This window comes from Methanosarcina thermophila TM-1 (assembly GCF_000969885.1).
GTDB classification, from domain to species: domain Archaea; phylum Halobacteriota; class Methanosarcinia; order Methanosarcinales; family Methanosarcinaceae; genus Methanosarcina; species Methanosarcina thermophila.
Genome location: NZ_CP009501.1, coordinates 1,236,586 through 1,251,801, shown reverse-complemented (window position 1 = coordinate 1,251,801; position 15,216 = coordinate 1,236,586). Strand labels below are relative to the sequence as shown.

8 protein-coding genes and 1 tRNA gene are annotated in these 15,216 nt (G+C 43.7%); all 9 read right to left on the bottom strand.

Going from position 1 to position 15,216, the window contains the following annotated elements:
- Nucleotides 1–3: 3 nt before the first annotated feature.
- The gene (locus MSTHT_RS05305; protein WP_048166881.1) at nt 4–2,646 is read right to left on the bottom strand and encodes a DNA-directed RNA polymerase subunit A'; all 2,643 of its coding nucleotides are present in this window, start codon (nt 2,644–2,646) and stop codon (nt 4–6) included.
- A gap of 12 nt (nt 2,647–2,658) precedes the next feature.
- A complete protein-coding gene (gene rpoB, locus MSTHT_RS05300; protein ID WP_048166880.1) occupies nt 2,659–4,473 on the bottom strand; it encodes a DNA-directed RNA polymerase subunit B in 1,815 nt (604 codons plus the stop codon).
- A 14-nt stretch (nt 4,474–4,487) separates the two neighbouring features.
- On the bottom strand, nt 4,488–6,083 hold the full coding sequence (locus MSTHT_RS05295) for a DNA-directed RNA polymerase subunit B'' (RefSeq protein ID WP_048166879.1): 1,596 nt from the start codon (nt 6,081–6,083) through the stop codon (nt 4,488–4,490).
- Nucleotides 6,084–6,296: 213 nt separating this feature from the next.
- Nucleotides 6,297–6,533 (bottom strand): DNA-directed RNA polymerase subunit H, encoded by a 237-nt coding sequence (locus MSTHT_RS05290; RefSeq protein ID WP_048166878.1) that lies wholly within the window; start codon nt 6,531–6,533, stop codon nt 6,297–6,299.
- 84 nt (nt 6,534–6,617) lie between these two features.
- Nucleotides 6,618–6,694, bottom strand: a tRNA-Lys gene (locus MSTHT_RS05285).
- 769 nt (nt 6,695–7,463) lie between these two features.
- Entirely contained in the window at nt 7,464–8,015 is a 552-nt protein-coding gene (locus MSTHT_RS05280) for a DJ-1/PfpI family protein (protein WP_231588245.1), read from the bottom strand.
- Between the two features lie 343 nt (nt 8,016–8,358).
- Entirely contained in the window at nt 8,359–10,272 is a 1,914-nt protein-coding gene (locus MSTHT_RS05275; RefSeq protein WP_052721836.1) for a PAS domain S-box protein, read from the bottom strand.
- Nucleotides 10,273–10,304: 32 nt separating this feature from the next.
- A complete protein-coding gene (locus tag MSTHT_RS05270) occupies nt 10,305–10,751 on the bottom strand; it encodes a response regulator (protein ID WP_048166876.1) in 447 nt (148 codons plus the stop codon).
- A 98-nt stretch (nt 10,752–10,849) separates the two neighbouring features.
- A complete protein-coding gene (locus MSTHT_RS15050) occupies nt 10,850–14,938 on the bottom strand; it encodes a PAS domain S-box protein (protein WP_052721835.1) in 4,089 nt (1,362 codons plus the stop codon).
- Nucleotides 14,939–15,216 lie beyond the last annotated feature (278 nt).

Genomic DNA, 15,216 nt, shown 5'->3' with positions numbered 1-15,216 from the left:
TCATCAGGCCACCTCCTTGTTTACTACCGAGTTGACAATCCTGTGGACCGTCTCGGGTTTGCTAAAATCGCTTTTCGTGGGGTTAATCCCGTCTTCTCCAAACTTGAACTGTACGAGCACGCCTCTTGTATCCCTTACTGTAAGGTCATACTGAACTTCCAGGTCCTGAAGAGCGTTGACAAGCCTTCTCTGCAGGTACCCTGACTGTGATGTTCTGACCGCAGTGTCTACAAGCCCTTCCCTACCACCAATTGCGTGGAAGAAGTATTCAGTAGGGTTAAGCCCGCTCTTGTAGCTTGACTTTACGAACCCATGAGCTTCTGAACCAAGGTCTCCCTTTTCGAAATGGGGCAATGTCCTGCCTGTATATCCTCTGCGGATACGTTCACCACGCACGGCTTGCTGTCCAACACAGGCTGCCATCTGGGTAAGGTTCAGGATGGAACCTCTGGCTCCTGAACGTGCCATAATAACAGCAGGGTTTTCAAGTCCCATGTGACTGTCTGCTATGTTACCGGTATCGTCCCTGGCTTTCCCGAGCTTCTGCATAATGCTCATTTCAATCGTTTCATCAAGGGTTCTTCCTGGAAGGGGTTCAAGTTCCTTGTTCTGGTAAGATTTAATGAGATTCTGCACAGTCTCCTCAGCTTTTTCGAGAACTTCATTGATCTGGATCTTCGCTTCTCTCGGAATGTCTTCATCAGCTATTCCGAAACTCAGGCCTGTCCGCATGAGAGCTCGAATTGCAAGTCTTGTCATATCATCCACAAAGCGGGCTCCGGCCTCAGGGCCTATCTCCTTGACAATGCGATCCTGGATCTTTCCTTTAAATGCTCCTATAGCTGCCTCATCTATTGTGCCAGTGATGAGCTTCCCGTTCCGGATTACCACATAGGCATCGTTCGGACATTCTTCCTTTTTACAGGTGTCACAGTGTGAGCAGACCTGAGCTGTAAACTTCAAATTCAGGCTTTCGGGCAGGATCTGGCTGAAGATCTGCTTTCCTGTCCAGTAGGGTTCTCCATCAGGATCATACCCTGCAGGCTCTGGCAGAGTTCGGACACTGCTCTTCCGAAGAAGATCGTAAGCGTCATGCTTGGAGATGTGGTTTTCAAAGCGTGTCAGCAGGAAAAGCCCTGAAATATGGTCGTGAATCCCGCCTATAATGGGACCTCCGAAACGTGGGGAAAGAATATTTTCCTGAACCTGCATGAGAATCTTTGCCTCAGCTCTGGACTCTTCAGTCTGTAAGGCATGCAGGTTCATCTCATCCCCATCAAAGTCAGCGTTATACGGAGGGCATACTGCAGGGTTCAGCCTGAATGTTTTATCCGGAAGCACCTTTACAGAATGAGCCATAATGCTCATCTTGTGCAGAGAGGGCTGCCTGTTAAAGAGAACAGTATCCCCATCCTTCAACTGTCGTTCAACTATCCATCCGAACTCCAGTTTTTCGGCAAGGTCTTCTTTATTCATATTGGTGACTTTTATACGCCTGCCGTCAGGACGCAGTACATAATTTGCTCCGGGGTGTATATCCTCACCATTGCGCACGTAAATCTTGAGCTGCTCTATGTTCCTTGGTGTTACCATAACGGGCAGTGTCAGGGTACGCGCAATGGGCAGAGGAACCCCTACCTCATTAATGCTAAGGTTGGGACCTGGAGAGATTACGGTACGGGCGGAGAAGTTAACACGTTTACCTGATAGACTTCCTCTGAAACGTCCTTCCTTACCCTTCAAACGTTGGGAAAGGGTTTTTAAAGGTCTGCCTGACCTGTGCCTTGCCGGAGGTATTCCTGAAACGGAATTGTCAAAGAAGGTTGTAACGTGATACTGAAGGAGTTCCCAGAGATCCTCAATAATGAGCTGAGGGGCGCCTGCTTCCCTGTTTTCCTGGAAGCGCTGGTTTATCCTGATAATGTCTACCAGCTTGTGTGTCAGGTCGTCTTCACTGCGCTGCCCGGATTCAAGGGTAATTGAAGGACGAACCGTAACAGGAGGTACAGGCAGAACTGTAAGAATCATCCATTCAGGTCTTGCATTCTTCGGATCCATTCCGATAACCTGAATATCCTCGTCAGGAATGTTCTCGAAGCGGTCCCTTATTTCAGTAGGTGTCAGCTTCTCCCCATTCTCAAGGTATTCAGTGGGTTTTTCGAATTTAATTTCGAGCTGTTCCTCATTGCAGTAAGGACAGACCTTTACTTTGCTGGCTTCCTTGTATGCCTCATTGATCAGGTCATCAGGCATATGCCCGATTTCCTCAATACCTGAAAGGTGCTCCAGAAAGTACTGTTTCTGTGCAGGCTCAAGGAGAAGCCTGCTGCATTTCCTGCAGGTTGCCCTGAGGAGTTTTCGGATTACTTTGTTGAAACCTACATGGACTACTGGAGCAACAAGTTCAATATGTCCGAAGTGTCCTGGACATTCGCCTGCTCTCCCTGAGCAAGTTTTGCAGCGAAGCCCGGGGTCAATAACCCCGAGTCTCGTGTCCATAAGCCCCATGTCAATTGGGAATCCGTCATCGTCATACGTGTCAGCTGTGATAATTGGCGTTGCGCTCATCCTACGGATTTCCTTAGGGGACATTAAGCCAAATTTAATAGAAGCAATTCTTTTCGGAATAGGAGGTATGTTTGCCATATCTACCTCACCTCATACCGCATCTTCAAGATTAAGCCTGGGTGCGACTCCCAGGGATTTTATTTCGTCAAGCAGCAGTTTGAATGCGTAGCTCATTTCCACAGGATATATGTCCGTGTCAGCCCCGCAGGCTGAGCAGAATGAAATATTCCGCTGCTTGTCATACGTTGCAATCATTCCACAGTGAGAGCAGACAAGTTCCACAACTTTATCCGATTCATCAAGCAGCCTCTCTTTCAACGACATGGCAGCTCCGTGCCCTACCAGCACATCACGCTCCATTTCTCCGAATCTGAGACCACCTTCTCTGGCTCGACCTTCAGTTGGCTGGCGAGTAAGCACTTGTACAGGCCCGCGTGACCTTGCATGCATCTTGGAAGTGACCATATGGTGCAGTTTCTGGTAGAGAATAACCCCAACAAAGACATCTGCCGGAATCATTCTGCCTGTCGCTCCATCGTAGAAAATCTCTTTTCCGGTATGGGCAAACCCATGCCTTTTCAGGGCTTCTCTAAGGTCTTCTTCTTTTTCTCCGGAGAAAGCTGTCGCATTTACTCTTCGGCCTTCCATGGAAGCTACTTTCCCGCCAATCATTTCCAGAACGTGACCTACAGTCATACGGGAAGGAATTGCATGCGGGTTAATAATCAGGTCAGGGGTTAGACCGGATTCTGTAAACGGCATATCTGCAATCGGAACTTTAAGACCTATAACACCTTTTTGTCCGTGTCTTGAGGCGAATTTATCTCCTATATCTGGAATTCTTTCGTCTCTTACCTTTACCTTTGCAAGTCTCGTTCTGTTAATGGACTCGGTTAAAATAACTGTATCAACAATTCCTTTTTCGTTGGACCGCATGGTGACAGAGCTTTCTCTCCTCTGCTCAACCGCAATCCCGAAATCTGACGGTTCTTCAAGGAATCTTGGAGGGCTGGTCTTCCCGATCAGCACGTCGTTAGGTCCGACTGGGGTCTCTGGGTTTACAAGCCCATCGACATCCAGATTAGCATACGCTTCTGCGCTGCGAGCTCCACGGTATTCGGAATCGGGAATCTCAAACTTATCTTCCTGTCCGCCAGGATACCTTCTTTCTTCACCTTCGAAAGTTCTGAGGAAGTGACTTCTCCCAAGACCTCTTTCGATTGAGCCTTTGTTAATAACCAGGGCATCTTCAATATTATATCCTTCATAAGACAGGACTGCAACCACGAAGTTCTGCCCTGCGGGTCTATCGTCAAAGCCTATTGCATCCGAGGTTCTGGTAGTGGTAAGTGCCTTTTGAGGATAGTGAAGGATATGGGCGCGGGTATCAGGTCTGAGTTTCTGGTTAGCAGTTGCAACCCCGATACACTGCTTGATCATGGCTGCACCCATAGTGTTACGCGGAGATGAATTGTGTTCCGGATAAGGCACCATTCCTGTAGAAATCCCTAATATAAGTTCGGGATCGATCTCCATGTGCGTGTGCTTTGGAGTAATGTCAGCCTCATAGAGCGCAATATAGGCATTTTCTTCTTCTTCGGCATCGAGATACTCTATACAGCCCTCTTTTACCAGGTCATCAAAAGTGATTTCCTTGTTCTTAAGTCTCTCTATGTGATCAGGGGTTATTTTCAGAGCTCCGTTCTCCACAACTAAGAGGGGCCTTCTTGCTCTGCCCATATCGGAGTTTATAATTACTTCTCTTGTGTTATCGTTAAGAGCGACATTTACCTGTCTGGATATGAATCCCTGACGCCTCATTTTTCTGAGCTCTTCTACAAGCTCTGCAGGGTTATCATGGGTTCCGACAAGCTCCCCGTTTATGAATACTTTTGCTTTAGCCATCTGACATCGACCCCTCAATCATCGTACATAGATCCGAGATCATCCATATCTGAATAATCGTAGAATTCATCATCTTTATATTTGGTTTCAATTTCTGAAGGCTCTTCAAACTCTTCTATAATCTCTTCTCCGAACTCGTCAAGCAGGGTTTCCTTCAGTTTGGGTGGAAGTTCGGGTACTTTTACAACCACAGGCTCGACATTCAGGTCGTAGAGTATTTTCTTCAAGCTATCGGTATCCTCTATTCCTGTTGAAAGCTCAACCATTTCGGCAAAGTTTTTCACCAGTCCACAGTTCGGGCCTTCAGGAGTTTCCGAGGGACAGAGCCTCCCCCACTGGGTTGCGTGAAGGTCTCTTGCCTCGAAGTGAGGCTGGGCACGTGAAAGCGGAGATATTACACGGCGCAGGTGGGAGAGCGTTGAGATATAGTCGTTCCTATCAAGGAGCTGGGATACACCTGTTCTTCCTCCAACCCAGTTTCCGGTTGCAAGAGGATGTTGCAGGCGGTCAGTGAGCACATCTGCCCTTACTATTGTGGCGACGTTGAGTTCTCTTTTCCTCATGTTTGCGCGCTCTAGCTGGTACTTTATGTCTCTTGCAAGTCTGTTGAAAGATACTCTGAAAAGATCTTCCATCAGATCACCTGCGAGTTTTAATCTTTTGTTTGCATAGTGGTCTTTGTCGTCTTCCGCACGCTTGCCAAGTGCCAGCTCAAAACAGGATTCAGCCATTCTTGCCAGGAAGTGAGCTTTGGAGATCCGGTCCCTTATATCGTTCCCAAGATGCGGGAACAGGTACCTGTCAATAACGTAATTTGCCCTTTTTATCTGGTATTCCTTTGCTTGGCCTGCAGCAACCCTTGCTCCTATTTTTTCGATTGCTTCCTCCTGGGTTTCGACTTCGGCTTCTTCCAGGTTCTCCAGCATAAACTTGATAATTTCGGGATCACTCGAAACAGCATTTACGATATCTTCGTCAGTTACTATCCCAAGCGCTCTCATAAGGGTAACAAAATATACCCTGCCTGAGATAGAAGGGAAAGAAACCTCAAGCAAGGATTTTCTTCCCCTTTCCACAATTACGAGTGCCCTGTATCCGCGTCTCTGGGAGAAAACTTTTGCAACCTCTATAGTGTCGCCGTACCTTTCACCATACTCTACAAGAATCTTATTAGGAGCGAGGTCCTCAAGGGTCATAACCACTCTTTCGGTACCGCCGATAATGAAGTATCCCCCTGGGTCAAGAGGATCTTCCCCATAGCGGATTTTTTCGCTTTCGCTAAGTCCTGGAAGGTTACAGACCTTGGATTTGACCATGATCGGAAGCTGCCCTATTTTTGCCTCCATTACCTCGGATTCAACCCCGTCTTTTACCACGCTCATCTCAAGATAAAGAGGGCCTGAGTACGAGAGGTTCCTGAGCCTTGCCTCATTGGGATAAAGTTTTTCAATTGCCCCGTCAGCTTCCTTTACCACAGGATGCTCTACCCGTATTTTGCCGAGTTTCAGGTAGGTGTCTTCGATATCGGTTTCTATTATTCTTTGTTCATCTATGATCTTTTGCAGCCCGTAATCTATAAACTTATTAAATGAGTCTATATGATGCTGCACTATTTTGTCCCGTGTAAAATAAGCCTGCGACAGTACATTAGTATCTATTACGATGATAGCACCCTCTTTGCTTTGTTATTATGAGAATTAAGGAGTTGTGATCTTCTGATCGGTATGCAGTTGTTAAATTTTTCTGTATGATGGTGCATAAAATTCAAAAAAACATTCCTTAAAGAATACATGAGATCATGCAAGCGGTCTACTCCCCTCCGCTTACTCGATCACAAGTCTGTAATACTCTGCCTCCCCCGCAGTTTGACTTTTTCTTGTGATTTTCACTACGTCTCCGACGACAGCTCCTATTTCTTTAACAACAGGATCCTGTGCTTTGATTTTCGGAAGTTGTTCCTTTTCAATGGAATACTTGCTTAAAATAGACTTTAACTCTCCCTCAGACATGATTTCATGTTTCGGGACCAACTCATGGTCGAGCAGGCTGAATTTTGTCAAATCCTTTCCTCCAAAAATAAAGTATTAAAAAAATTTAGTTAAACTCTCCAGCTAATGGCCTTCCGCCGGGTATAATAAAGAATATGGCGGGCCCGTAGGGATTTGAACCCTAGGCCGACTGGTTAAAAGCCAGTCGCTCTGCCTGACTGAGCTACGGGCCCAGTTGCTTTTCTACTTTACTAATTTACACCAGATGATTTTTCGTGCCATCCTGCTGCCCCGCTGCCTCAGGGAGCACCTCTCACACCGATGCAACCCTCTAATTACAGCTATTCTATAAATAGTTTCTGGTGAGATAATTTTTTCTTCCTCAATTTTTATGAATTTATGCTAAATTTCTTTCCTACTTTCAGGATTTTTCGAGATTTTTTCCTGATTTTGCTGGAAATCTATATGTACGATAATTTTCATTTTTTTAAGAGTAAGGCCAAAAACTAATTTACCTCTCAATAAATGCGGGTAAACGGGGATATTTGCCCCAATTCTGAAATTTGCCCCGATTCTGAATAACGCCCCGATTTCCCGTCAGTCAACCTTTCCCTTTCCAAAAATAAAGTCATTAGACTTCAAAAATAAAGTCATTAGACTTAAATTAATGTTTTTAAAACTAAACAATTTTAAAAAACTTAAGTAGAATAATTAATTCTTAATAATAAATTAATTCCTGGCTCTGCTGCCTGAGTCCCACAAACCTTTTCAAAAAATGCTTGAGCGCAAGCCTTTTCAAAAAACTGCTTGAGAGCAAACTCTTTAAAAAATGTTTAATCACAAACTTTTTAGAAAAAAGTTTGATCAAAAACCGGCGTGACTGCATGGTCAAGTGTTGTGAAAGTTGGTGATCAACCCGCACAATGGTTGTGCTTGAGCGAAAACGATGAGGAGGCTTGGTTTTGGGTAACATGATTCATTGGTGAGACTTTAGTGCCCTCTTTAAACCTTTATCTTTGCGCCAAGCAGTTCGACAAAGGCTCTTAACCAGGCAGGGTGGTTTGGCCAGGCTTGAGCTGTTACCAGATTTTTATCCGTAATTACGGGTTCAGACTGCCAATCAGCACCTGCTAGCCGGCATTCTGCAGCACATGCCGGATATGATGTTACCCGATATCCTTCCAGAACCTTAGCGGCTGCCAGAAGTTGCAAGCCGTGGCAAATGACTGCTACAGGCTTGCCAGCCTTAAAGAAGTCCTGTACGAGTTTAAGAGTATCATCATACATACGGATGTATTCAGGAGCTCTGCCACCCGGAACAACAAGACCTTCATATTCATTCACATTTACTTCGGAAGCGGGGATATCTACCGAGATATGATGCCCGGGAAGCTCAATATAGGTATCGAGCGTAGTAAAGTCATGTACGACCAGTTGCAGCATGTCACCGACTTTTTTATTGGGTGCCGATATATCCACCTTGTAGCCCAGCATCTGGAGTGATTGCTGAGGTACCTTAACCTCATAATCCTCAGCGCAATCCCCTGTTAAGATAAGGATTTTCTTTGAAATATGTTCCCCCCTTGTGGTTTTACCAATTTCTGAACTATAGAGTTTTTTTCCACAATAACCTGCTCAGTTCAAAAATCAGTGAACTAAATAATGCAACATCATTACATGAAAGGCATAATTTTACACATGGTAATGATGTAAAATGTAAGCACAATAACATTAGACTTTCAACATTATTAATTTTTTTCTTTATATAATCTTTCTCTGCCAGTTTAAAGCAATTCTGACAAATAATGAGTATCCTGATACAGTATGTAGCAAAAATAAGCCTGGAGAAATTGGTAATTGACTTGCCAGCCGTAAAGAAAGTTTGACCATAATCAGGTTAGAAAAGTAAAGTTTCTGGAGATTCCAAAGGCTCCTGATAAGTTTCCTGCTGCTTCTCTTCTACCGAGAACTCAATAATAAACTCAGTTCCGGAGTTCCTGTTCAATTCGAGTACTCCATCTAGCTGGTCTACCAGGATAGTTACCAGCTGTATCCCTAATGTGTCGGAATCTTCTATATTAAGGCTCTCAGGTATACCTGTTCCGTTGTCTGAAATGGTTAGCGTGTAATTTTTACATTTGCGCCCTTCATTTTTGCCTTTGAGCTTATCGTTCTTGAATTTTCGATTTTCTTCCCTGGAAAGCTTAATCCGAATTTCTCCAGATTTTTTGTCTGGAAATGCGTGTTTGAGGGAGTTTGATACAAGTTCGTTGACAACCATTCCTAAAGGAACTGCGGTATCCATGTCAAAAAAAGTATTTTCCTCGATTTCCAGACGCAGATTGATTCCTGAGGCTCCGACATTATAACACCTTAAGAGATCCTCGGTCAGCTTCTGCAGGTATGCTCCAAAATTAAGTGTGCTGACCTCTCGCGATCCATACAGCTCCTCATGAATAAGAGCCATAGAAATAACCCTGTTCTGGCTGTCCTTGAATGCTGCAAGGACTTTTGAAGGGTCATAACTGTCACTACCAGCGAATTTCTCAGCCTGAAGATCAAGCAGGGATGAGATGACCTGAAGGTTATTTTTTATCCGATGGTGGATTTCTTTTTTACGAGCTTCTTCAATCCTTTTTAGCACATTTTCAGCCTTTTTCTTTTCCGTGATATCTTTCATTATCCCGAAGACTTTATTTGTGAGATAATTTCCTTTTTGAAGGCAAACAACATGCTCCTCGATATAAATATATTCTCCATCCTTCCTTCTAAAACGATATTCCAGGTGGCAATTTCTCTTACTTTCAGCGTTTTTTGTGTTCTGGATGTAATCATTCATTTTCTGGTTCCAGACTCTTACCTGGTCGTCAGGGTGGACATTATTTATCCATAGTTCAATCCCGATATTCGTCAGTTCTTCCTGAGTATATCCCGTGACCTTTTCTATGGCACCTGCCCAGTAAATTTTACCATCCTCAATATCGTATTCGTATATGAGCTGCCCTGTCTGCTCCGCAATTATACGATACCTTTCCTCACTTCTCTGAAGCCTCTCTTCGGCTTTTTTGCTCTCGGTTATATCTCTGGCAATTATCGAGACTGCTGCAAGTTCTCCGGAGATGTCAAAAATCGGGGAAAGGGTCATTGACACGTCTATAATCCTGCCGTCTTTTCTTACCCGTGAGGTTTCATACTGGTGAACCTTTTCTCCCCGTTTAACCATCTCAAGTAATCTTTTTGATTCATTATTCAATTCAGATGGTATTAAGAAATCTGCGGGCTTGCCCAGAGCTTCCTCAGCCGAATACCCATAGATCTGCTCTGCCCCTTTATTCCAGCTTGTAATAATTCCGTCAAGCGATTTTGTTATAATAGCATCATTTGATGATTCCACAACATTTGCTAAGTTCTGGATTTTTTCCTCGGATTTTTTACGTTCAATGGAATACTGGATAGAACGTATCAGTAATTTTCCGTCTACCTGCCCTTTGACCAAGTAGTCTTGAGCACCTTGCTTTACGGCATTGATTCCGAGCCTTTCATCAGTCATACCTGTCAGGATTATGATGGGAATTCGCGAGTTCCTTGCATGAATCTCAAGAAAAGTGTCAATGCCATCGCTGTCCGGTAATCCCAGGTCGGCTAGTATTACATCAAACGAATTTTCCTTAAGAAGATTCAAACCTTCATTCAGGGTTGCAGCATTTTTAAGCTCATACGGAAAGCTAGAGAATTCTTCGAGCATATCTTCAATTAGAGCTGCATCCCCGGGGTTGTCCTCAATAAGTAAGATTTCAATCTTCTTATCCATATCCAAGCGACCTATCAGGGGTTAATTTAATCTCATTTCGACGGCAGTTTTACAATCTCAAGCCAAAAGCTTTCTATGGATTTAACTACTTTTATAAATTGATCAAAGTCAACAGGTTTGGTAATGTATGCATTGGCATGGAGATTATAAGATTTCAGTATGTCCTCTTCGGCTTTTGAAGTCGTTAAAATCACAACAGGTATGTTCTTAAGCTCATCGTCGCTTTTTACTTCCTCAAGAACCTCGCGCCCATCTTTTTTTGGTAAATTTAAATCCAGAAGAATTATATCCGGGCGTGGAGCGTCTGAGAATTGTCCTTCGCCGCGTAAAAAAGCGATTGCCTCTTCTCCATCTTCTACAATATGAAGAGTATTCCCGATTTTCGCATCTTCGAAAACTTCTTCAATTAAGCCTACATCTCCTTTACTGTCTTCCACTAAGAGGATTTCTACGGATTTAGACATGGTCCGGGTTCTCATTTTTTATGACCTTCCTGGCTATGAATATAGATTCAAATTTCCTTAAAATGTTTTAAGTTTTGAACAAGACTTTTGAGGCTCAAAAGTTATTCTAAATTTCATTTTTCTGTTATAGAGTCTTTATCATGAGATTTCACAGGAATTATGGGCAGAGTGAAGTAAAAGACTGAACCTTCACCTGGAACAGATTCTACCCAAATACGTCCTCCATGCCTCTCTACAATTTTTTTACAGATTGAAAGACCTATGCCTGTTCCTGGATATTCTTCTCTTTTATTAAGTCTTTTAAAAACCTCAAAGATTCTCTCCGAGAATTTGGACTCAATTCCGATTCCGTTATCTTTTACTGCAAATAACCATTCATTGTCTTTTTTCTTTGCAGAAATCTCGATTTCAGGGGCTTTTTCGCTGCGAAACTTTATAGCGTTGCTGATGAGGTTCTGGAATACCTGAGTTAACTGGGTAGAGTCCGCCATTACCACAGGTAGTTTACCATAAGATATACTGGCTTCATTTTCTTTTATGGGTATCTCTAAATCAGAAATTACCTGATCCAGAATAGATTCGCAGTCTGTGGGTTCGAATTCTTTGGCTCTGGTGGTCACTCTTGAGAACTCCAGAAGGTCATTAATCAGGTTTTGCATGCGGGAAGCCCCGTCAACGGCAAAATAAATGTATTTATCCGCCTTCTCATCGAGTTTTCCCTGGTATTTTCTCTGCAAAAGCTGCAGGTAGCTTGCTATCATTCTCAAGGGTTCCTGCAGATCATGGGAAGATACATATGCAAATTGTTCCAGTTCTGCATTTGAGCGAGCAAGTTCTTCTAATTTCAATTTTAGCAATTGTTCTGCCTTTTTTAGCTCTGTAATGTTACGGGCTGCAGCAAAAACACCAATAACTTCACCAGCCTCATTTCGGTAAACTGACGCATTATACAGAACCGGTGTAACATTTCCAGTCCTGTGCTGAATCGCAAGCTCATAATCCAGTACCAGCCCTTCTCTGAATACCTGCCTGTACCCTTCACTGGCTTTTTCAGGGTCAGTGAAATAGTCCGAGAAGTCTGTTCCGATTAACTCGTTCCTGGAATACCCTGTAACCAGTTCTGTAGCTCTGTTCACATCGGTTATTTTTCCGTCTGCCCCGATAGTGACAAGAGGATCCAGACTGGCTTCAAGAAGGCTGCGGTTGTACATATTTGATAGCCTCAGAGCTTCTTCTGCTTTCTTCTGTTCAGTAATATCACGTGCAGCTGCAAAAATCCCAACAACCTCACCAGCCTCGTTCCGATAAACCGATGCATTATACAGAACTGGCGTTATCTTTCCGTTTCTATGCCGAATTTCCAGTGGATAATCTCGCACCGATCCTTCCTGGAAAACCCGCTGATAACCTTCCCTGGCTTTTTCAGGCTCGGTGAAATAGTCCGAAAAATCTGTTCCAATTAACTCTTTACGGGAATAGCCTGTAACGATCTCTGTGGAATGATTCACATCAGTAATTTTACCATCCGGACTAATAGTTACAAAGGGATCTATACTGGCTTCTATAAGGCTACGATTATAGGCATTAGCTAATTTTAACGCTTCTTCAGCTTTTTTCTGCTCAGTAATATCCTGAACTGTTCCCCTCATCCGAACAGGAATATGCTCTTCGTTAAAAATAACTTCAGCCTGCTCATGTAATATACGCTCTTCTCCATTATCTAGGATAATCCGGTGATCAATACTGTAGGGTTTTCCGTTTAAAGCTTCTTTAACAGCATTATCTACATACTCCCTGTCCTCTGGATGTATATAACTCAAAAATGAATCGTAAGTTGCTCTAAACTCCTGAGGGGTGAGTCCAAAAATTCGGTAAACCTCATCAGACCAGTATAATTCGTTATTTTCTATATTCCAGCTCCAGTTTCCAAGGTGAGCCATTCTCTGAGCTTCAGCAAGATCTTCTTCACTCTCTTTCAATAATTTATAAGCTTTCTCGAGCTGCTCCTTATGCTTTTTTAGCTCTGCTTCAGCACGTTTCTGCTCGGTAATATCAATGTTCATCAAGAGAATCATGGGCGAACCGTCAATGTCGGTGAATGGAAAGGCATGGCAATCACCTACGCTCCCGTCAGGGATGTTGCTTTCCCAATGATGGGGCTGACCGGTTTCAATCACTTTATATATTTCGCAGAATTCACAGGGATCAGTGCGCCCATAACAATACTCGTAGCAGTGCTGGTTGTTGGATTCCCCAAACTTTTCACGGAAGCTACGATTGGCAAAGGCGACGTGATAGTCAGGTGTCATCAGGGATATCAGTGCTGGCAGAGTCTCAAGTACTTCAAAGAATCGCTGTCGCTCTGCCTGAGCTGCCGCTTGAGCCTGTTTGATTTCGGTTATATCAATGCCCATCTCCATAACGAGTGTAGAACCATCGAAATCCTTGAACGGATAGTCGTAGACGTCGTAATTGCGGCCATCCGGACCGGTCCACTCCCAGTGATGAGGCGCACCTGTTTTGAACACCTTGCAGGTTTCGCAGTTCTCACAGGGCTCGGTACGCTGGAAAAGATATTCGTAACAACGCCGCCCCTCAGATTTGCCGAAGCGCTCCTCGAAGAAACGATTTGCAAACCGCACGTGGTAATCTGGTGAGATTAGTGCCACGTAAGCCGGTAGCATGTCCAGCACATTATTCAATCGCTCCCGTTCAACCTGCACAGCCTCGGCAACCTTACGACGTGCTTCAATCTCGCGCAGTGCCTCCTCGGCCTGCTTGCGTTTTGTAATATCTCTTAAGATTACTGCAAACTTTCCTTTCTCAGGGCTGAATATGTAACTGTCAAGATATCTATCCAGCTCCTGGCTAAAAATCTCAATATGTGTTGGCTCACCTGAGAGCGCTACTTCACCACACTTTTCGATAAGCAGGTAGTTTGGGTTATATAGTGTTTCCCGTATAGTCCTGCCCAATATCTCTTCCCTTTTTAAACCTGTTTGAAGCTCAAAAGCAGGATTTACATCAAGGAAACGATAGTCACAAGGCTTACCATCCTTATCATAAATAGGCTCTCCAAGGACGAAACCCTCGGTCATGTTTGTGAAAAGCATCCTATATTGCTTTTCACTTTCATTCAATGCTTCATAAGCCTTCTGAAGCTCTTCGGTCTGAGCTTCCAGCTCCTCCGATTGCATCTGGAGATTCTCGTATGCGTCACGCAAAGTCTCCTCAGCCTGCTTGCGTTCATTGATGTCACGGGCAACATGTACGCTTCCTATAATTTTTCCTTCTGAGTTGTGAAGTGGCGAGACGCTAACTATAAAATAACCACCCAGGTTGTCTTCATAAAGCTCAACTGTATGTTCAAGTCCATCCTCAAGCAGCCGCCTGTGAGGACAAAAAGAAGGCGGCTTATCTGTCCCATGCACTGCCTGATAGCAGGTTAAGCCTTTACACTCTTCCGGAGCCATCCCCAATCTTTTTGCCATTGCCTGGTTTGCACGAATAATCCTGTATTCATTATCAAGTATGGATATGGGGTCTGGCAGGGTATCAAAAGTAGATCCCCAGTGCTGCGTGGCTTGAAAGGCTCTTTCTTCTTCCTTTTTGCGTCTGGAACTCTCAATCTGTTCCCATTTTCCTTCCTTTTTAACAAGAGCAAACTGATGATTGACGACTACGTCAATGATGTCGATTGCGGTGCATTTATCGAGAGGATAAGCGCATAGAGCCATCATCTGGTGGTTGCCAATTATATTATCTACCTGTTCTTCATACTCGATAAACTCGTTCCATTCTCCTCTTTCCAGCCAAGATAAGTTTCCATTCAATCTCAGACCGTCATAACCTTTAGCAAGAGCTTTGTCAAGTTTTTCAATCCAGCCATTAAGCACTCTTTGAGAGTCGAAAACCCCGTCTATTATATACCATCTATCATAGGGAATAATTTCAATCTGCCCTTTCGCCAGGTAAACATCAATATCAGGAACGGACCTTCCAAGAGCTTCTTTTGCCTCTTCAGCTTCAAGGGGATGTGAAGTAACCCACATACAAAATTCATTATTTTCCAGCCCTGCTTTGAAGTAAGGAACAAGTATGTCAATCAAATCCTGTTTTGTCTGGTAAAACTGGCAGAAGTGTGTCCCCCAAGGCACTTCACCAACAACGTCAATTCCGGATTTTCTCAAGCCTTTTTTCATTCCAACCCTCTTCCCGTTATTAAAACTAATTTTAAAAATCCATACTTGTAAGCTTTCTCAGGTTCCAGAACCTGATATCAAAATCTCCTATTTGTTATACTCAACTTTTTATTTTATCCCTGGAAGAGATTTTAGCCTCTGTAATTTTTGTATACCATGTCCCCATTATTTTCTAAACCATATAAATCGTATCGCAAACGCCTGGGAAACTTTATAAGCCCTGTAACTTAATTTAATATAGTTTTTCATTAAAAGTGGATTCAGGCATTCTATAAAAT